At 36.2% G+C, this 18,978-nt stretch carries 16 protein-coding genes and 3 pseudogenes; 13 read left to right on the top strand and 6 right to left on the bottom strand.

The window, feature by feature from the left end; translation table 11 throughout:
• Positions 1-133 precede the first annotated feature (133 nt).
• The 9 genes from AABI20_RS07270 to AABI20_RS07230 all read left to right on the top strand — a co-directional run bounded on the left by AABI20_RS07270 (position 134) and on the right by AABI20_RS07230 (position 10,396).
• Positions 134-1,480, top strand: a complete 1,347-nt coding sequence (locus tag AABI20_RS07270) for an ATP-binding protein (RefSeq protein ID WP_047975430.1) — start codon at positions 134-136, stop codon at positions 1,478-1,480.
• Positions 1,481-1,703: 223 nt separating this feature from the next.
• Positions 1,704-1,970, top strand: a complete 267-nt coding sequence (locus AABI20_RS07265) for a hypothetical protein (RefSeq protein WP_047975419.1) — start codon at positions 1,704-1,706, stop codon at positions 1,968-1,970.
• Between the two features lie 43 nt (positions 1,971-2,013).
• Positions 2,014-2,301, top strand: coding sequence for a hypothetical protein (locus AABI20_RS07260; RefSeq protein ID WP_047975418.1), 288 nt, complete (start codon positions 2,014-2,016; stop codon positions 2,299-2,301).
• A gap of 416 nt (positions 2,302-2,717) precedes the next feature.
• Positions 2,718-4,451: a replication initiation factor domain-containing protein gene (locus AABI20_RS07255; protein ID WP_338345560.1), complete on the top strand. Its 1,734-nt coding sequence runs from the start codon at positions 2,718-2,720 to the stop codon at positions 4,449-4,451.
• Positions 4,451-4,621, top strand: a complete 171-nt coding sequence (locus AABI20_RS07250; RefSeq protein ID WP_338345559.1) for a hypothetical protein — start codon at positions 4,451-4,453, stop codon at positions 4,619-4,621. Before AABI20_RS07255 ends, AABI20_RS07250 begins: the two co-directional genes overlap by 1 nt.
• 107 nt (positions 4,622-4,728) lie before the next feature.
• The gene (locus AABI20_RS07245) at positions 4,729-5,145 is read left to right on the top strand and encodes a hypothetical protein (protein ID WP_338345558.1); all 417 of its coding nucleotides are present in this window, start codon (positions 4,729-4,731) and stop codon (positions 5,143-5,145) included.
• 152 nt (positions 5,146-5,297) lie between these two features.
• Positions 5,298-6,470 (top strand): IS30 family transposase, encoded by a 1,173-nt coding sequence (locus tag AABI20_RS07240; RefSeq protein ID WP_338345557.1) that lies wholly within the window; start codon positions 5,298-5,300, stop codon positions 6,468-6,470.
• Between the two features lie 443 nt (positions 6,471-6,913).
• Positions 6,914-7,390 (top strand): TetR/AcrR family transcriptional regulator, encoded by a 477-nt coding sequence (locus AABI20_RS07235; RefSeq protein ID WP_338345556.1) that lies wholly within the window; start codon positions 6,914-6,916, stop codon positions 7,388-7,390.
• 153 nt (positions 7,391-7,543) lie between these two features.
• A complete protein-coding gene (locus AABI20_RS07230) occupies positions 7,544-10,396 on the top strand; it encodes a mucin-binding protein (RefSeq protein ID WP_338347320.1) in 2,853 nt (950 codons plus the stop codon).
• Between the two features lie 633 nt (positions 10,397-11,029).
• Here AABI20_RS07230 and AABI20_RS07225 read toward each other — a convergent pair.
• From AABI20_RS07225 to AABI20_RS07215, 3 genes and pseudogenes are all read right to left on the bottom strand, one after another.
• Positions 11,030-12,099 (bottom strand): annotated as a pseudogene (locus AABI20_RS07225) (IS30 family transposase).
• Between the two features lie 641 nt (positions 12,100-12,740).
• The gene (locus tag AABI20_RS07220) at positions 12,741-12,998 is read right to left on the bottom strand and encodes a hypothetical protein (protein WP_338347316.1); all 258 of its coding nucleotides are present in this window, start codon (positions 12,996-12,998) and stop codon (positions 12,741-12,743) included.
• A gap of 58 nt (positions 12,999-13,056) precedes the next feature.
• Complete coding sequence (locus tag AABI20_RS07215) at positions 13,057-15,132, bottom strand: DNA topoisomerase (protein WP_338347314.1); 2,076 nt, start codon at positions 15,130-15,132, stop codon at positions 13,057-13,059.
• Between the two features lie 104 nt (positions 15,133-15,236).
• Here AABI20_RS07215 and AABI20_RS07210 point away from each other — a divergent pair, with 104 nt between their 5' ends.
• From AABI20_RS07210 to AABI20_RS07200, 3 genes and pseudogenes are all read left to right on the top strand, one after another.
• Complete coding sequence (locus AABI20_RS07210; RefSeq protein ID WP_338347313.1) at positions 15,237-15,710, top strand: hypothetical protein; 474 nt, start codon at positions 15,237-15,239, stop codon at positions 15,708-15,710.
• 204 nt (positions 15,711-15,914) lie between these two features.
• Positions 15,915-16,166, top strand: coding sequence for an IS3 family transposase (locus tag AABI20_RS07205; RefSeq protein ID WP_338347311.1), 252 nt, complete (start codon positions 15,915-15,917; stop codon positions 16,164-16,166).
• A gap of 1 nt (position 16,167) precedes the next feature.
• Positions 16,168-16,631, top strand: a pseudogene (locus AABI20_RS07200) (transposase).
• A 301-nt stretch (positions 16,632-16,932) separates the two neighbouring features.
• On the opposite strand, the gene AABI20_RS07195 reads toward AABI20_RS07200, so the two are convergent.
• Positions 16,933-17,331, bottom strand: coding sequence for a nuclear transport factor 2 family protein (locus tag AABI20_RS07195; protein ID WP_338347310.1), 399 nt, complete (start codon positions 17,329-17,331; stop codon positions 16,933-16,935).
• Positions 17,332-17,335: 4 nt separating this feature from the next.
• A complete protein-coding gene (locus AABI20_RS07190) occupies positions 17,336-18,154 on the bottom strand; it encodes an MBL fold metallo-hydrolase (protein ID WP_338347308.1) in 819 nt (272 codons plus the stop codon).
• Positions 18,155-18,266: 112 nt separating this feature from the next.
• Here AABI20_RS07190 and AABI20_RS07185 point away from each other — a divergent pair, with 112 nt between their 5' ends.
• Positions 18,267-18,638, top strand: a complete 372-nt coding sequence (locus AABI20_RS07185) for a winged helix-turn-helix transcriptional regulator (protein WP_338347307.1) — start codon at positions 18,267-18,269, stop codon at positions 18,636-18,638.
• Positions 18,639-18,759: 121 nt separating this feature from the next.
• Here AABI20_RS07185 and AABI20_RS07180 read toward each other — a convergent pair.
• Positions 18,760-18,978 (bottom strand): annotated as a pseudogene (locus tag AABI20_RS07180) (transposase); the annotation flags it as partial.

Genomic DNA, 18,978 nt, shown 5'->3' with positions numbered 1-18,978 from the left:
ATTTTTTACCTTTTAATAAACGTCGGTTTAAACGTTATCAATATGATTTAGGCATTTATTCTAATTACTTTAGCAATTGTTTTTGGTGTAGGATTTGTTGGTTGTGTAATTGCGGGGAAAGGGTAGTTTTGTTTTGTACAAGAAAATTAAATATCAAGACCAGTATTTGGCAAAGACACTTTTGAAGCGGTCTTTGCTTTTTTTGTTGGTTTTGTTTTTGTTGTTGAGTGGTTTTGCTTTATTTAAAGGCATCTTGTCTCTTTCTTTCATAACTGTCTTTGTTTTGGGTTTTGTTTTAGCTTTTTTAGAAGCTGGCGTAGCATATGGTTTGTACTATCTCTTTAAAACGTATTCTCAAGCTCATACAGGGCGTTTAGCTAATTACTTGAAGAAAGTTGAGTATCGACAATTAATTGCTTTGCTGGTCGTTTCTAAGGGCTTTTACGATGAGGCAGACGGCGAATTGACTTATTTTCCAAAAATAGCGGTTCGTTTTAACTTTGATACGGGGCAATTTTTTTTAGTTGAACCAGTTGATGGTCAACGCTATATGGAACAGTTTTCAAGTGGTCGTTTTGATAAAGTCGTTGAAATTGCTTTGTTGGCGGATAAAGAAACAACGGAGTTCAAGAAAAATAAAATGGTATCGACTTTTGCTTTTGACCCAATAAAGTTTCGTTATCAGTTGAATGAGTTAAAACCAACTAAAAGTGTGGTTCAGATTGCTAAAGGTATTCCTTGGAAGTTTGATAAAAATTATAATGCGGTGATTGCTGGAAACGTTGGAACAGGTAAGTCTTATGTAATGTTTTCAATTTTAGGACAATTGCTGACACTAACGAAGTTTGTTGAAATTATTGACCCAAAGCGAGATGATTTGGCTTCGTTGAAGTATATTGATGAGCTTACTGACCATGTTTCAACAGAGTTGCCCGAGATTTTGCAAACCATTTTGACTTATTTTGATGAGATGGAAGAACGGTCAAAAAAGATTGAAAAGATAAAGTCAACGGGTCAAGTTGGTTCGTATTTTGACTTTAATTTTGCTCCTCATTTTTTGTTTTTTGATGAGTATGGGGCTTTTGTTGAGATGGCCGATAGTCTTGATTTTCAAGATGAAAATTACAAAGTTTATAACAAAGCGAAGGCTTGTTTAAACCAAGTGGCGATGAAAGGTCGTTCACTTGGTTTTTATTTGATTATTGGTATGCAAAGACCAGGGGCAGATAGTTTGCCAACTGCTATTCGTAACCAATTAAACTTGCGATTAGTGATGGGCATGCCAACCCGAGAGATAAAAGGCATGATGTTTCCTAATACAGATAAGGAGTTTCATCCTTTGTCACAGGATTTAAAAGGTTGGGGATTTATCCAAACGGGTAATGATGAAGTGCGTTCTTTTTTTGCACCAGAAGTTCCGAAAGATTTTAATTTGCATGATTATATAAAGGCACAGATAGCCAAAAGAAAGGAGAATTAAAATGGGTTGTTCCATCAGAGCACCAGTATGTTATAGAAAGCAAAAAAGTCCCGATAAGGCCTTTTAAGGTTAGGCAATCAATGTTTTATGAATAATTATTTATGAATTTTTGGAATAAGATTAGTTCAATAATAATTATTATGGGAATTGGAAATTTAATGATAAGGTTTTAGTCCATTTTAATTGATGGGCTTTTTTTATTGGTTTTGAGAGGTGGTTATATATGATTACGACAAAAGAAAGAGCAGGATTAACTAATCTTGAAGTTTCTCTTAGAAGTAAATTATTTGAATTTGAAAATGGTGGCTTTTTCATTGATTTTGATGATTTAATTGCCAAGTTATCAAAATTAACAAAGCGAAGTACTGACGGTTTAACTGATTTTAGTTCAGAAGTTGGCTTGTTGAAGCGTGATTTTGAAAGTCTTCAGCAGGTAATTGATAGAACACGAGAGGACTTTGATAAGCTCTATCAGCGTTTAGAACAGTAGAGGTTTCTTTTTTTATTTGTTGAAAAGAAAGTAGGTAGAAATTATGGCGTTAGATAAAAAGAAGATTATTCAGTTGACAGAAGCCTCGCAAGGCGAGATGAAGCAGTTGGAAAAGGCTGTTAATCTTGAAAATACTATCCAATTAGCAGAGGCCATTAAGGCAGGTCGAGAAAGTGAAGAAGAGTTAATGGCTATTAATCCGATGTTGCCTTCTTACTTGGCTGATATTCAAAAAAATCTTAATTTTATGTTGCGAACAGTTAGTTCGGTTCGAACACACGTTAATAATCGCTCAAAGGAATTATCAGGTTTGCAAAATGTTTTGAAGTAATCAGGCTTGCCTAGTTGAGTGTTTTGAAAACTTATCAGGTAGACATTGAAGACTTACGGTTTTAACAGACTTTGTTAGACAGTGGGTTTTTTATGTACATAGCCTTTTTTCGAGGGTGGGGCGACCAAAGGAAGAACCAAGCCACTTCTGGCAGGCAGGCACAAAGTGTCTGCCAAGAAGCTAGGTGGCGGTTAAGCATAAGCAAAGCTTATGCCAGCCACTGGCTCTTGCCCGAGCAAAAAAGGCGTAAAAAATTGTAAACCCCCTATTACTAACAGGGGGGTTAAGGGGCAGAAAACACTCAGTGCTAAAACCCTAAAAGGGTGTCGAAAAGCTGATATATAGCGGTTTCTGATTAAAAAGCAGAATTGCCGGTAATTTTTCAAATCGGCAAAAAATGACAGAGGAGAAGAGATATGACTGTTTTTTTAAATGATAATCAATACTATCAAACGTATTTTATGGGCTTGGTTGAGCATAGTTTTTCAACTTTGACTGATGAGCCTCTTGTTCGTGTGGGGTTGATGTATCAATCAGAGTGGGCGGGTACGCGTTTAATTCGAGTTAATTCGAGAGTGATTACAATTCCTAGTCGATTGGGTGTTGCTATTGATTTGGGGAATGTTGTTGGTAGTGATTTGTATGGCTTTAGAGCAGGTTTTGATGATTTAACAGGAACGGTTGATAAATCATATCGAGCGACTTTTGAAGATGTGATGGCGTTAAAAAATATTGAGTCCTTTTATTTATTAGGCAATCAAAAAAATATTGAAAAGGGGGGCATGATGATGGAAAGCCCAGTAACGATTAAAGGTAGTTCTTTAAAGAGTGTTCGTGATATTTTAAATATTAAACAATCCGTTTTAATGACAGTTTTTGGACTTAGTGAAAGAAGCTATCGAAATATTGAGAATAGTGATGAGCTACTAGCGGATAAGTATTATCAGTTGCTGGTTGAAAAATATCCAGAATTAAACGAAAAATTATCTTTGCAGTTTGATTGGGTTTCGATTACTTTTTCAGATATGACGGCCAAGCAAGTGATCCAAGAAGTTTTGCGAATGAAAGAGTCGCTCTTTTTGTTGCGTTCCACTTCTCAAAATTTTTATTCGGAAGAATATGCTTTTGCAGGCGAAAAGAACTTTTATGTACAAGGACATGCCCCTGTTCTTGATACTCAAACAGATAGAATGCAACAAGAAACAGGGGCAACTCTTTATCTAACGGGTCAGGGAACACGTATTTTTGAGTCTGTTTTGCATGAGCAAGCATTGACTTGGAAACGGTTCATGGTTCGAGCAAGGCGTTTTAACGGTCATTTAACACGGTTAGATTTAGCAATTAACGATACGCATGGTTTTTTTAATATGGACGATATTGTGCGTGCTGTACAAGAAAAGCGGTTTTGGTCAAAATCTCGCTCGTATGCTATCCATGGGAACGAAACGGCAGGATGGACAGTTAATTTTGGTAAGTCTCCTTTTGTTATTCGTATTTATGATAAGTATTTGGAGCAACAACAAAAAGGTATTGATACAAATACTAAAAATCGTATTGAACTGGAGTTACATGGTGATAAGGCAGAGGCAGTTATTGACGAATGGCTTGGAAGTGATGATTTAGTGCCATACACCTTGTCAATTTTGAAGACTTATTTGTGGTTTGTTAATGAAAAAATTGATGAAAGTGAAAGACAAAAAAGTGACCATTTGAGAGAGCGATATATTGACAAATTAAAGCCATTGTCGGCATGGGACTTGATAACGTCAATGGGTTCAAAAATGCGTTTTAAGTCAGATCCTAAAGTTCAGAGTGTCGAAAGTATTGAACGTTGGATATATAAGTATGTTGCCCCATCTTTAAGAGTTTTAAAGGAGACAGGGCGGTGGCAGGACGTGTTAGAAAAGGTTGAAGAAGCTGATTTATCAGATGAGCAAATGAAAATGATAACGGCTACTAATTCGACGGTTATGTCATCTGTATTGCCTAATTTTAAGGCAGAGCTTGATAAGAAAGCGATTGTTAAAAAGGACGGACATGAAGTTCGGCTTCATGAAATGACTGATGAGATGTGGGATGAGTTGGAGAAGATGGGTTTATTAAGAGAAGATGTTGTGGTTAGTGTTGAAGCGAAAAAGGAGCAAGTGTAATGTCAGTGAAAGCAGTGGGATATTATTCCCGAGAGGTTTATATGGTTGGAAAATCAAAAGCAGAGGTGTTACGAAAACTGCAAAAGAAGTTTCCTTCATTTGGTCAAGGAAAACGTCAAGGAACACCTTCTAATCATTTATATCCTGAACCACTCATAATTGAAGAATGAGTTGTAATCGAAAAGTTAACACAATTTTTTGAGGATTTGTTAAGTGTACTTATAATGAAAAGCTATAATATAGCTTTTCTTTTTTATTAAAGAAAAGAAAGGGTTGTATGAGTAATAAAATTTATATCAAATCGGAAATGTTACCAATGTTCATTAAGCAGTTAGAACGTTTTAGGGCGTTATATCAAGAATTGGTTAGCACGCTAATGGCGGATAGTCAGCATTTTGTTTTTGAGAAGAATGCTTCGAATTTTTTTGCTACTTTACAAGAAACGAAAAGTTTGGCTCAAAGTATTAAAAAGGCTGACCAGTCACAAGTTTATGGTGATGTTTTGATGGTTTCAAAGAAGTTAGATTGTTATGTGGAGGAATTGGTTAGTAAAAGTCTGGAGTTAACTTATCTTTATTCTAATTTAATGGATTTGTTGCTAGGTTTGGATAAGAATGGTGAGGATGGGGTCAGTCAAATTGAAAATAAGCTTTATCAAGCAAAAAAACAGTTAGGCGAAAGTGGTGTGTTGTAAGCGGACGTATTTTTAAAATGTTTTTCTTTGACGTTTCTTAAATTGACAAATTATTTGATGGTTATTTTTGTTACTTGTTTAAAGCAATAAAAGGTGCTAACTTTTTATTAAGTACATAAGTACATTAGAAAATTGAGTAAGAAAGTAATCACATGACGGAAAAACTACCAAAGGGGCGGTTACGCCGACCAAAGTTAACAGAAAAACAACGGTATTTGATTGAGTATCTATGGAATGATTGCAAAATGAGTCAGGTTGCGATTGCCGAAGAAATTGGTATGACACAATCAACTGTGTCACATGAACTTCAAAAAGGAAATGTTTTAAACTGGGATCATTTGCCTCGTCAAGCGGTTATGAGCCTTAGTAGTCACGCTAGAATTAAGTATTCTTCTGCTAGAGGTCAATATATAGCGACACAGCGTTCAATAAGGCATGGAGAAGGTTCATTATTTACACCTGCACTGAAAAAGACGATTGAGCATTGGGTCAATGATGAGCATTGGACGCCAGAGCAGATTGCTAGTAAGGTTCAATCGGTTGATATATCGGCTTCAACAATTCGTAACTGGATTAGACACGGTATGTTAGATGTAAAGCCTTATGTTTATCGTCGGCGAAAATCAAATAAGTTAAATAAGCGAGAGACTGAAATTGCGGAACAACAGGCTAGAAAAAAAGAAGAATTGGCTTATCTGCAAGAAAAGCTAAGAGACCAAAACGCGTTAATTCCAAGGCGAATATCAGCTCGCTCTGAAAGTGTACTTACAAGAAAACAGTTTGGACACTGGGAGATTGATTTGGTATGTCCAGCTAAAAGTGATAGTGATGATTTAACGCATCGAGCTGTTATTTTGACGTTAGCAGAGCGTAAGACACGTTACTATGTTTGTATTAAGTTAGGTGGCCGTACAGCGCAAGAAGTCGTCCTTGGTATGAAAGCCTTTTATAAAGAGTATGGTAACTATGTACGATCAATCACGGCAGATAATGGCAGTGAGTTCCGTAATATTAATTTCTTGCAATATGTACAAAAAGACCAAAAAACAAAGGTTTATTATGCTCATCCTAGTTCACCACAAGAGCGAGGGACAAATGAATATAAGAATCGTGAATTAAGAAGGTATGTACCAAAGAAAACAACATTTAGTCGTTTAACACAAGAAGAACTAAATAAAATAACGGATAAAATTAACAATAAGCCCATGTTAAAGGCATTAGATGGTGATACGCCTGAACATCGTTTTGCTAAGGAAGTTGTTAAAATGAACCGTTATCGACAAAATTACTTGAAGAAAAAGACAGCAGAATTAGATAATCAGTAAATTAAAATAAAAAACGCTCCTGTTTATATGGATGCATTTTTTATTGTGTTTTCTTAATGACGTATTATTTTTTGAAAATTTCGTTGTATGTTACAATGAAAAAAACTATATCGTTATTTGATGGCATTATGGTTCTTAATTATTAAAAAATTAAGAGTCATTTTTACAGAGATTTAATTTGGAAAGTAATTAAACAAGGAAGAACAATTATTAAAAAGTATTTGTTTAACCAAATAAGAATAATTTTAAAAATGAATAAAATTATGCTTTGACAGGTTCGATTCCTAGTTAAAGAGTTTAATTATTAAGAATAGTATTCTAAATTATATTCACAACCGAAAATATATTAAACTAACCTAAACTGTATATATATCTTTTTATATCGGGGCAGTGGAGTGCGCTAAAATATTAAAATGAAATTCACTAAAAAACAGCAAATTATAATGGATACGACACTATACTTGATGCAAAGAATACCATTTTCAAAATTATCAGTTACACAGATTTGTAAATCTGCTGAAATTGGAAGAATTGCTTTTTATAAGCAATTTGATAGTAAGTATGAGGTATTGCATTATATATTAGCACGAGTCATTGATAAGAATTTGACTATCCTAAACATGCAACGTTTTAGAGACTCTCCATTCGAGACTTTTTTTTCTACAGAATTTCCAGAAAGAGTTATTACATTCCAATATGCAGATAATGATTTCCGTAAAACACTAAACGATGATCTTTATGAAATAATTTATGATTTAACTAATGATGATTCATTAGTATGGTTTATATTTGAAATGCTTAGTATTGCTGAGTGGTATACAATAAAATATGGAACAAGCGTGAAAAAAGACGTTAAACTATTAGATTCGATTATTAAAAATAAATCATTTCGCCCATGCTTTATTAAAGATGGCAATTAATACATAATTATGTTTTTTTGGTATACAAAATGTGAAATGTGTACCCTTGGCATGACCATATTGTGATAATACAATGAAAGTGTTGAGATATCCCGAACTTAAGGTTATTAAGTTTGTCTATATTGACATATTTTTATTATGGAGCGTGATCAAATGAAAAACATAAAGTACAAGATGTATAAAGACGGTAAATTTCTAGTCTTTGCCGGCTTGATATTTATTGGTGCGGTTACTGGCATTACACTAGATAATACACATTATGCCTCAGCCGACTCAACAGATGTTCAGGCCGACGGAAGTAATGGTCAAGATATTTTAGCAAACAAAAAAAGTGTTATCTTAGATAGTCAGAAGTCTACCGATACACAACAAACAGATAGCCAAAAGTCTACTGATACACAACAAACAGATAGCCAAAAGTCTACTGATACACAACAAACAGATAGCCAGAAGTCTACTGATACACAACAAACAGATAGCCAGAAGTCTACTGATACACAACAAGCAGATAGCCAGAAGTCTACTGATACACAACAAACAAATAGCCAAAAGTCTACTGATACACAACAAAGTTTGAGTAACAGAATAGGTGATGTGGTATCTACTTATGTTGGAAGAGAACAATTTAACCACATTAGCCGTGACATCCACTTTCGCGCAGCTACAGGAGAAAATGGTGCCGATTCAGTTGATATTCCGGACAATCTTTTACCAAGTGATGTGAATTCGTTTGTTGATTATTATCGCTATCCGGTATATGACAGCAATAATCAATTAGTTGGTTATTCCTCTGATGGGCAACAAAATGATATTTCATTAGACGATACTAATCAAGGATGGAGAGTACGCGGACAAGCAACGCAATTACCAGATGTTGATGTTCCTGATTTGTCTGCTAAAGGTTTTGATGTAAACACAAATAAAGTTACGAGCAATTATAATGTTCAACAAGGCTTCACGGATTCTTTAGATGGAAATGTGGATAAAATAAGAAATAATTACTACACAGCTGATGGAAGTAGTCAAATTGTTTCTAATCCAACAAATAATTTAAACTCGTACGAACATGTTACGATTACATATCACTATGTTCGAACGAAAGAATACAATACGAGCAATTTTTATCGCCAGATTGATTATGTGAATAAAAATGAGAATGATGGTGTTCAAGCTGGTTCACATATTGCTGATTCTCGTTTTGATGCAATTAATTATCGTCAAATTAAAGTTTTCCAAAAGGGTAAGTTTCTAGGATACTCGACTACAAATAACAGCTTGAATGTTGATCTCCCTGCTGATGATGCTAATCAAGGATGGCGCTTATATGCAAATCCAAATAATGAGGAACAGTATTTGTGGAATTGGAATAACGGTGTTTCACCGGAGAGTATTCCAGATGTTCAGTCACCAGTAATTTCTGGATATGGGAGTCCAAGCATTAGTACAGTAATTTCTAATTATCAAATCGGCGCACCTACTGCAGAGGGTACTGGATTTACCAATAAAAACGGAGATCCCAATGTCTGGATTAGTGGACAGACTGGATTTCCTAATACATTTGAATATGTGAAAGTTGTTTATCCAAGTGCGAACAATAAGGTAGTATCTCAAACCAAGACAATTACACGAGTTATTAATTATTTAGATCGTAGTGCTTACGACTTGAATGGACAGAAAGTTGTAGATAATGCTAAAGTAGCACAAACCGTCACTCAGACTGTTACATTTAAACGAGATGCTGTATACAGTGCTGATGGAGATTTATTAGGATACACTTCTGGTAAATACGGGGATAAAACTCCTGATATTAGTATTCAGGGTGGTGACCGTGCCTGGCAATTAGATGATACTGGTATCTGGACTCAAGTAGATTCACCAGATTTGAGTAGTAAAGGCTATTCTAGTCCAGATCGCTCATCTATTAATCAATATTCTGTTAAATCAACTGATGCAGATGTAATTGAAAATGTTTTTTATAGTAAACAAAGTACAACGGTTGGGCCAAATGATCCAAAAGTACCGGGAACACCAATCAACCCAGATAATCCAAATGGGCCAAAGTGGCCAGCAGGAACAGATGAGGATTCATTAAGTCGCAGTATTACGCGTACAATTAAGTATATCGATAGTGACACAGGAAAAGAAGTTTCAAAAGATGTTACTGAAACGGTCAACTATTATCGAACAGCAGTAGTTGATAAAGTAACTGGCGCATTACTTGGTTACTCAACTGATGGAACAGATACGGTCACTTTGACACCAGACCAGGCTGATAAGGCATGGCTTACAGACAACAATAAGTGGGCAGAGGTAACGTCGCCTGACTTGACTGATAAAGGATACTCAACGCCAGATCGAGCAAAAATTGATGAAATTATAGTACCCTTTAATGGACAAGACACTCAAGAGGTGGTGAAATACAATCACAAAGTAGACACAGTTACACCAGAAAACCCAGGCATTCCAGGTCAACCAATTAATCCAGATAATCCAAATGGACCAAAGTGGCCAAATGGCACAGACAAAGACAGCTTGAGTAAGGCAATTAACCAAACCATCAACTATGTAGATGGTAATGGCAAAATTGTTCATGATCCAAGTCATGATCAAGTAACGTTTAGTAGAACTGCCACTGTTGACGAAGTAACTGGACAAGTAACTTACACTGATTGGAACAATGCAAGTGAAACGTTTAGTCCAAAGGTTTCACCAGTAATACCAGGATATGTCCTAAGAGATGATAGTCAAAAGACAATCTCAGGGATTACAGTAAATCCAAGTTCAAGTGATAATAGCGAAACAGTTATTTATGACAAGGTAGGATCATTGGTACCAGTGGATACAAACGAGCCGAAGATACCAAATAGTACAGATAAGAGTTCCCCAGTAGAACCTGAAACAGGAATTCGTTCTCAAAAATATGATGTAAATACTGGATTACTAGCTAAAATCATCATTTTGATTAGTGGATTATTATTCCTTACTCGTAAAAAAAAGAATGATTAATTACTAATATTTATTGCATGTTGAAGAACTAACACAAATGATGTTAGTTCTTTTTTTATAAGAATTATAAATGAATTAAGACAATATGAACTTAAAGACGACATTACTTAAAAAAACAGCATATGCTACAATAAGAAAAAAGCATATCATTATTTGATATATTTATCTTTCCTAATTGTTAAAAAACTAAGAGTCTTTTTTTTACAGATGTTTAATTTGAAAAATAATTAGACAAAGGAGAATGATTATTAAAAAGTGTTTATTTAACTAAATAAGGGTAATTGTAAAAAAAATTAATAAAATTATGCTTTGGGGGTTGCAATTTCCCTTAGTCCATTTACTTTCGATAATATATATTATGTAAAGTAGAGTATCTAAGGAAATTTGCAACCCTAAAATTAACAACGTAAGTCAACAACCGCTCCGAGGCTTGATATAAGGCCTTTTTTATTTTGAAAAATTTTTTGTCTTTTTTTATCATCGAAAAAGAATCGCTGATTTTCGCCTCTTTTTTCGTTGAACTCTTCGAATTATAACGTACTTTGCACCAATTGCCAAGCGTGTTAACTTTTAGACCAACGCAAAAAAGCCAGTCCAGGGACTGGTTCAAAAAAAGAATTCAATTGTTGCTTTTTAAGCTGGATTTAAGAACCGCTGGTCAAATGCTACTTGTCGGTACTGGCAATGACGTCTAAAAGCCTGTAAACGGCTCCTGTAGCGATGTGTTCGCATTGGACGTGTGTTGTACTCATCACTACTTTATCGAGCTCAGATTGGCTTACATGGGCGAAATCGGTTTTCTTAGGATAATATTCCCGTAAGAGCTTATTAAAATTCTCGTTAGAACCACGCTCATACGGTGAATACGCATGCGCATAATAATATTTCACACCATGCTGATCCAGCATTTGTCGAGTCTGCAGTGCAATGAACTCTGACCCTCGGTCACAAGTCACACTGTCTACACAGCCTTTATATTTTTGACAGAATGCCGATATAGCATTGCTAACAGTATAAGCAGACTTATCCTTGATAACCATTGAGACCGCATACCGACTAAACCGTTCTACAAAAGTTAACAACAAATGACTGGACTGTCGAGATTCAACCCCGTCCAATTCCCAGTGCCCAAATCGGTTTCGGTTTTCAATCACACTGGGGCGAAATTCAATGGAATACTGATGCGTAGCTCGTTTTTGATCTTCTTTTTTTAAATACAAACTTTTCCGTTCACTCCAACTTAACGCTCGTTTATGATACCGTTGTCGTTTACCTTTATCTCGCAACGCCCAGTAATCGAGTCCCTTAATTCTTTTATGATTCACCCAGTTATAGATGGTTTTAAAGGATACACCAATTCGTAACGGCCCGTTGGCGATTTGCTCGGGTGACCACTTGTGTTCGAGAATGTATTCTTTGATAAGCTGTTCTCGTCTCGGCGTTAATTTAGCTGGGAACTTCTTTTTGTTTCGTTGCTTTTGGTCAGCTAAGGTTTGTCCTTCAATGGCCCGGTACATCCGCCTTGATATATGTGCGCTTACTTTTCTGTCCATTGTGGCGTGAAGTGTTGTTCGCTGAATTTCTTTGGTGATGGTAGCTCTTGAGTAACCAATAGTCTTAGCAATAAAGCTTAGATTATGACCTTCTTTTAACAGCGTTTCAATTTGAATTCGTTCTTCGAGTTGTAGATGTTTCTGCCCCATATCGCCTATTCTCCTCTAACATTTGATACCCAAAAATTATAGCAAGCAAAAGCCTTGAATACATACTAAAAAGTAGAGAAAAGTAGAGAAAAATCTACTTTTCTCTACTTTTACTTTTATTTTTATTTTGGACATTATGTACAAAATAAAAAGCCTGCTGTGTTAACAGCAGGACCGCCCGATTGAAAGGAATATTATTTAAAATGAATGAACAAAAGTTTTTATCTTACATTGTTACTTGTGTTATAGGAAGTAATTTAATAATCATGAAACGGATCACATTCGACAACAAATCTTGTATCAAAAAGGGAGATTTTTGAAAACAAAATACCGATTACAGCTTTCAGGCGGTGGTTGAAACCCTTTTTCGCTCAAAAATATTATTTGAGTTAACTTATTTATACCGCGACTTATTAACCCTGTCAAGCAACAAGGATAACGATAATAAAAAAGCCTACTGACTGATTATCAGTAGGATCGTCTTGCCAAAAAAATGTCTAGAAAAAGCAACAAATTTCACACAAGCAGTAATCGGATAAGTAGCAAGGCGACATTTCATTTTTACTCCCTCAAAAACCTTTCAGGATGTAATCATTATATGCTAAATTCTAAATAAAAGGTAGAGTTTTCTCTACTTTTCTCTACTTTTCTCTACTTTTCTCTACTTCGATTAGTTCATAGCGCCCATTTTCTGACAAGAGATCGAGCAAACGCTCCAAACTCTTATCCGTAATCGACAGTTGGTCAGCTAAGTGACGCTTTTGAGATAAATTAAGTCCCTCTGGGAATCGTTTCACCATGATATTCGCTACTTTCATCGCGATTTCTAGGTTTGGTAGGCGTTCATAACGCGATCCACGCTCTCTTAATAACTTCTTTTCGTATTCTCTTTGTAGCATTTTAACCTCCCTTTTAAACTGCCTTCCTCTACTTTCCTCTACTTTTCTCTACTTTTCTCTACTTTTTCATTTTACGGGTTTTCTTTTTATCCAAGATTAAATCAAAACCAATAAAGTCTTTGCCTTTATAGCGCTTTTTTGCAAGTTGACCTTTAGCTGTATAACTCTTGCCTTTTTTGCTCGCCGCTTGAAAGGTAATCACTTCACCGGCTAACAATTGTGCCACCTCTTCTGCCGTAAAACGATGGCCCGAAAAGAATGCGTTAAACGTCACTTCTTCTCCATGCCACTCACCGCTGACTTTTTCTTTCGGTTCATAGCTGGTTGGTTTTTCAATAGCATTTTCGAGTTGTTTAACGTTTTCAGCCATAATGGGCAAATCATGCGCCACCGTTACGTTCAAGGAATGTAAGGCCTCATCGGCTGTCATCTCAAAGCGGCCGACTTGATCAAAAATATCAAAAACACGCTTCGTCGTCTTCGGATTGGCAATATAAGTATCTTGCACCAAAATCGCCGCTGCCAAACCATTATCCGTTAAGCTAATCTTTCCTTTTTGGTCAATCATATAGGCATTTTTACCGCTCGTCAATTCCCCATACGTATTGGTTCGCGTGGCACCAGTCCCAATATTATATCTTTCAAGAAAAGTTTTTAACCATTTCCAGGTTGGCGCAGTCGGCTTTTTGTTTTGGCCTTCATAAAGAAAACGACGAGCCTGTTGACCAATGCCTTGCGTTGAACGAGTTTGGCCCTCTTCCTCATCTTGATCTTGATAAACCAGGTGCCACCCCTGACTTTGAGGTTGGTTAATGGTCGTCGTAAAGTTTGGTAACTCAGCTAACTGAGCTTTGATTTGCGTATAGTGATAATTATCAGCCATCATCGCTAAGTAGTTCTTCGCTAAGACCTCATAAATTTTTGGTGCTGAAGGACCATAAGACAGCAACCCTTCCAGAGAACTTGGCACCACTGGACCTGGTCGGTTGGCTCCGTGCGCCCCTTTTTCTTGAACATGACTCTTTCTTGGTTCTCGAATAGTAAGTAAACTTACGCCAACGTCAACGATTTGGGCGATCTTATCCACTAATGGCCGTAAGTCTTCATACTGTTCGGGGGTAATCGTCTTATCTTCTGTTCGTGGATAAGAAACAATTTTGGCTTCATAAAGTTTTTGATAAGTGGCGGCCACTTCTTTTGCTTGAAAGCCTTCTTTAGCCAAAATAGCCGACAGTGAGGCCAAGTCCAATAACTTGGGTGGTTGTGTTTCTTTTGGTTGCGTACTGATTACCACGGGTGTGGCTGTTTCAGGTAATGTTTCTTGTATTTGGGCCTCTTCTTGACTAGCATAACGAAAATCAGGTTCTTCTTCTTTGTTAACAGCGCGTGCATAAGTATGCCCATTTTCATCATGATAACGATTTTCAAAGAATGGTACCCGCTGGTAATTCTTGATGGCTTCTAATTGCTGGTATACTCGTAAAATCATCGCAGACTTTAAGCGACCTTGCCGTGAAACAAAGGGGTAGCCTTGTTTTTTAGTCAAGGTCGTTGCCGCTCGAGTTAGCTGCATCGAGGCAAAGTCCCATTTATTACGGGCAAGTCCCTTTTGTAAGGGACCGTGCTCTTGAAAGCTTAAAATAGGCTTTAAGTGTTCAAGGGCTTTTCGTAATCCCTTTTCACTTTCATCCACAAAGTTTGCGCGATAGACAGGGCCGGTCCATTTAATGGCATCAATGGCTTCCCAAGCGAGCAAGTCCCCTTCCCCAGAGGGGTCAGTATCGGTCGCAATGACAATTCCATCAAAGCCTTGACTGGCTTTTTTCTTGAAATCGTCTAAAAGTGATTTGGTGCTTTCTAGTTTACCAGTTCGTGGGTTTTTACTGACAATATACGTTCGTTTCCAGTTAAACTGGTTTAAATCCCACGGTAAATCTTTGAGTTCCCAGGACTGCATTTGAGTCGTGAGCGTATCAGGGACTTGGTCTTGTGGCTCAGCTAAGGTCATCACGTGTCCTCTGAGATTGGTTAGCTCATAGTCAAAATCAGCAAAATGGCCCGAAAGACCCCCTAATGCCTTTTCAAAGTTTCGACGAGCGCTAGGCTTTTCGGTTAGAATCAAATATTTTGTCATGGTAGTGTTCCTTTCGTGTAGTTGAGTGATATTGAGATAAATAAAAAAAACGCCCTTGTGATATGAACCCCGAAATTTGGACAACCAAATTTCGGGGTTTTACTATGTCCAAATTATCAAAAGAAGACAAAATTAATATTTATTATCTTTGGAAAGACCAATGTTATAATCCCAAACAGATTGGTAATAAGTACAAGATAAACAGTGGTAATATACAGTATTTAGTTTCTTTGATTGACAAGTATGGCTTATCTATTCTAGACCGCTCTTATCAATCATATTCTGATGTGTTTAAACTCGAAGTTATTCGAAGGGCTTTGACTTCTAAACAGTCAATTAATTCGATTGCTCTTGAATGTGGTTTATCTAGTCGTGGCAAGGTCTCTAATTTGCTTCGCTCTTACCGAGAAAACGGTTATACTATCGTTACTAAGAAAAAAGGACGAAATCCAAATGATCAATCAGGAGAAAGAACGGCTCGAAGCGGAAAATCGCAAGCTCAAGAAAGAAAAACAAGCCTTACAAGAGAAGAACTTGAGGCTGCGTATTATCAACGAATATACAAAAAAATTAGATGACTTAGTGGACGAACGAATTGAACGCGAAAAGCAGGACAAGCAGAAGAAATCACCCAAGCGGTAACCCAACTAAGGCGAGAATTGAAAGCATCTCTAACGGTCATCTTAGACACTATTAACGATCATCCAGATTTACCACACCTCTCTCGCAGTGATTACTACACTTTGCAGAAAGTGGGAAAGGATACTAAGAATGAAAAGCTCATGAACCGAATTCGTGAGTTATTTGAGGAGCATCATGCTCGCTATGGTTACCGACGCATTACACTACAGTTAAAGCGTGAAGGCGTAGTGGTGAACCATAAAAAGATCCAAAGGCTCATAACAATCATGAGTTTAGTAGTTTTGCATAACCGTAAACGAGCAAAATATAGTAGTTACCAAGGTACGATTGGCGTTATTAAAAAGAATAAGATCAAACAATCTTTTCACTCAGAACATCCCGACCAAAAGTAGTATGCCGATATTACTGAATTTAAGCTCAGTGGGCAAAAGACTTATTTGTCCGCAAGAAGTCGTTTCTTATGAATTGTCCAGGCATCCAAACTTTGCCCAGACAATTAGTCTGATGAAAAAGGCTGTGAAACGCTACCCGAGCGCTACTAAGCTAACCTTTCACACTGATCAAGGTTGGCAATATCAAAAAAATCGTTATTTCCAACAGTGGCTGTCGAGCCATAGTATGAATCAGTCCATGTCACGCAAAGGGAAATCAACAGATAATGGCTTGATCGAGAGTTTCTTCGGCACGTTGAAACGAGAAATGTTTTTTGGTTTTCAACAGACCTTCCAATCGATTAGCGAACTCAATCAAGCCATCAAAGAATATTTCACTATTACAATAAAAAACGAATTAAGAGCAAATTAAAAGGACTGACGCCGATTGAATATCGGGCATCAGTCCTCAAGGCTGCTCAATGACATGTCCTAATTTTGGGGCTCATATCAAATTTTAGCGCCTGTCCTTTCTCTCAAATATTCTTTTGTAGTTGATTGATTAAATGTAAACTATTAATAATTCAATTGGAAGATGAAAAATAAAATGATCATCACAGTACCAATTAAACTTGAAGAACTAAAGATTAAATTTTTGCCAACAATTTGTCTAAGATCTCTAAGATCTCTTAGAACACGTAGACATAAGAAAAACCCAATAACTTTCGAACAGATTTTGTGCACTGTCCACGTTATCAGGTTTACTTACTATTAGAAATTTTTTTGTTTATTTTTCCGTTGCCTCAACGACTGTTTGGCTATCAACTATTTGGGTAAACTTTTGTACCTTATTATCTGAGTTAAACTCATAAACATGCACAAAATCTGCTATAAATGACTTTCCTGTCGCTTTAAATTCACCACTATATTTACCATAAACAAATACTTTATTACCATTGAATCCATATGAAATGTCTTCAGCTGAATAATTATTCCATTCAGAACCTAAACGCTCGTGGACGTTCTTGACAATTTCATCCGGGCCGACATAAGTCCCAGCGTAAGGGAACCCGGTTGCTTCAGTCCATGAGGCATCATCAGCTAGATAAGTCTTAAATTTTTCGAGCTCACCTTGTCCAGTTAATAAATAAGTTTCATGTAATAATTTTTCGTATAATTCATTCATTTTTTTACCCCCAAGGAATTTCTTTCATAACGACTTTAGCGCTAAGTGACAATACACCAGTATTCTCTAAACCAGGGAACGACTCAGTCATTAGTGTAATAAATGATGACGAATCTGTAGCCTTTTGCATAGCCTCTTCTGCTACAGTGAGATAGTTAACAGTAAACGCAAGGGCATCTTTATCAAATGACTTTTCAAGTGATCCATGACTTGGAATTACTAAGACGGGATCAAGTTCAATCAAAGATTGAAGACGATGTTTCCACTGGGCAAGACCTTCTAATGTCGCTGTATCAGCTAGAAAGATATTAATTTCATTAAAAGTATCAATACCTCCAACTAAAATTTTATCTTTCGGATACCACAAACTTGTTCGTGATGAATCGTCACCGACAATTTCCCATTTGTCACCGAAAATTTCAAAGCTATAATCTTGAACAATTTTTGGTAGAACAATATTATTTGGTAATTGATCGCCCAGTGCATCGGACCACGCATCCAACTTGCCTTTAACTGATTCGGTAATATGTGTAAATGTTGATTGTGTTGCATACGCAACTACTTCTGGAAAATAATGCTTAATTGTCTCTAAACCGAAATAATAATCCGGATCACCATGCAGCAAATAGACGCTATCTAGTACATAACCATTGTCTTTAATATGGCTAGCAATTTCATTTGCATCTTTTTGCGTGAATGCAGTTCCCACCAACACTGCATGACCTTCTTTGACAATAAGTGTGTTAGTTATCATGAAACTATTTTCATCTGATCCAAAAATGGTTAATGCTAAATTATTAACCTTCTTCACTTGAGTTTTCAAAATTAAGACCTCCTCTATTTACTTCTTATTAGTTGGTATGTATAATATACCATTGTCTAAATGTTAATGTAATAGGTAATATTTTTATTACCTTGAAAGGAATATAATCTTCATGACTGATGTCATCAGAAAGTCTGTTAAAAAACAAATAAATAATTTTGATTTTACCTGCGATAAAGAGTTAACCCTTTCTATGTTCAGTGGGAAATATAAAATGGCTATTTTAGTAATCCTTTATAATCAAAAACAAATGCATTTTTCTGAACTGCAGAATAATATTCCCGAGTCTACTAAACAGGTCTTGTCCCAACAGCTTAAAGAATTAATACAGGATAATTTAATTACAAAATCAGAATATCACGATAATAATAAACGCAGAACTATTTACACTTTGAACAGTGTAGGAGCCTCTTTGATACCTCTATTCGTCGATATGCAAAATTGGGGTAAAAACTATATTGATAAAAATTTCTCTGATAATTAATATGTTTACTTGCACTATATCAATGACATTGTCCACATTAATTTGGGAGGTGTGATAAAGAGACAAGTTACAGCCGTGAAATTGTTCAAATTTTTTAATCAGTCAATAATGTTTTTGCAGATTACAAGCTTAATTCGAACGCATTCGTAAAAACTTCCAATGGTGTTTGATAATGATGTAATTTCATGGGCCGCTTGTTAATGAGTTCAACCGCCTCATATAATCGCTACTCCGATACGTCCCTGAAATGACTTTTCTTTGGGAAGAAATAACGAAGCTTACGATTAAATAATTCATTGGTCGCTCGTTCCCAAGGGGAATAGGCATGGCAGAAATAGAC

The organism is Fructobacillus cardui (assembly GCF_963580785.1).
Classification (GTDB): domain Bacteria; phylum Bacillota; class Bacilli; order Lactobacillales; family Lactobacillaceae; genus Fructobacillus; species Fructobacillus cardui.
Note: the sequence above shows the minus strand (reverse complement) of the source record. Positions and strands in the feature narration are given on the sequence as shown.

Excerpts from the sequence above, each read along its gene's own strand:
- AABI20_RS07265 (WP_047975419.1), top strand. The coding sequence starts at position 1,704 with ATGATTACGACAAAAGAAAGAGCAGGATTAACTAATCTTGAAGTTTCT.
- AABI20_RS07260 (WP_047975418.1), top strand. The coding sequence starts at position 2,014 with ATGGCGTTAGATAAAAAGAAGATTATTCAGTTGACAGAAGCCTCGCAA.
- AABI20_RS07255 (WP_338345560.1), top strand. The coding sequence starts at position 2,718 with ATGACTGTTTTTTTAAATGATAATCAATACTATCAAACGTATTTTATG.
- AABI20_RS07250 (WP_338345559.1), top strand. The coding sequence starts at position 4,451 with ATGTCAGTGAAAGCAGTGGGATATTATTCCCGAGAGGTTTATATGGTT.
- AABI20_RS07245 (WP_338345558.1), top strand. The coding sequence starts at position 4,729 with ATGAGTAATAAAATTTATATCAAATCGGAAATGTTACCAATGTTCATT.
- AABI20_RS07240 (WP_338345557.1), top strand. The coding sequence starts at position 5,298 with ATGACGGAAAAACTACCAAAGGGGCGGTTACGCCGACCAAAGTTAACA.
- AABI20_RS07235 (WP_338345556.1), top strand. The coding sequence starts at position 6,914 with ATGGATACGACACTATACTTGATGCAAAGAATACCATTTTCAAAATTA.
- AABI20_RS07230 (WP_338347320.1), top strand. The coding sequence starts at position 7,544 with ATGAAAAACATAAAGTACAAGATGTATAAAGACGGTAAATTTCTAGTC.
- AABI20_RS07220 (WP_338347316.1), bottom strand. The coding sequence starts at position 12,998 with ATGCTACAAAGAGAATACGAAAAGAAGTTATTAAGAGAGCGTGGATCG.
- AABI20_RS07215 (WP_338347314.1), bottom strand. The coding sequence starts at position 15,132 with ATGACAAAATATTTGATTCTAACCGAAAAGCCTAGCGCTCGTCGAAAC.
- AABI20_RS07210 (WP_338347313.1), top strand. The coding sequence starts at position 15,237 with ATGTCCAAATTATCAAAAGAAGACAAAATTAATATTTATTATCTTTGG.
- AABI20_RS07205 (WP_338347311.1), top strand. The coding sequence starts at position 15,915 with ATGAACCGAATTCGTGAGTTATTTGAGGAGCATCATGCTCGCTATGGT.
- AABI20_RS07195 (WP_338347310.1), bottom strand. The coding sequence starts at position 17,331 with ATGAATGAATTATACGAAAAATTATTACATGAAACTTATTTATTAACT.
- AABI20_RS07185 (WP_338347307.1), top strand. The coding sequence starts at position 18,267 with ATGACTGATGTCATCAGAAAGTCTGTTAAAAAACAAATAAATAATTTT.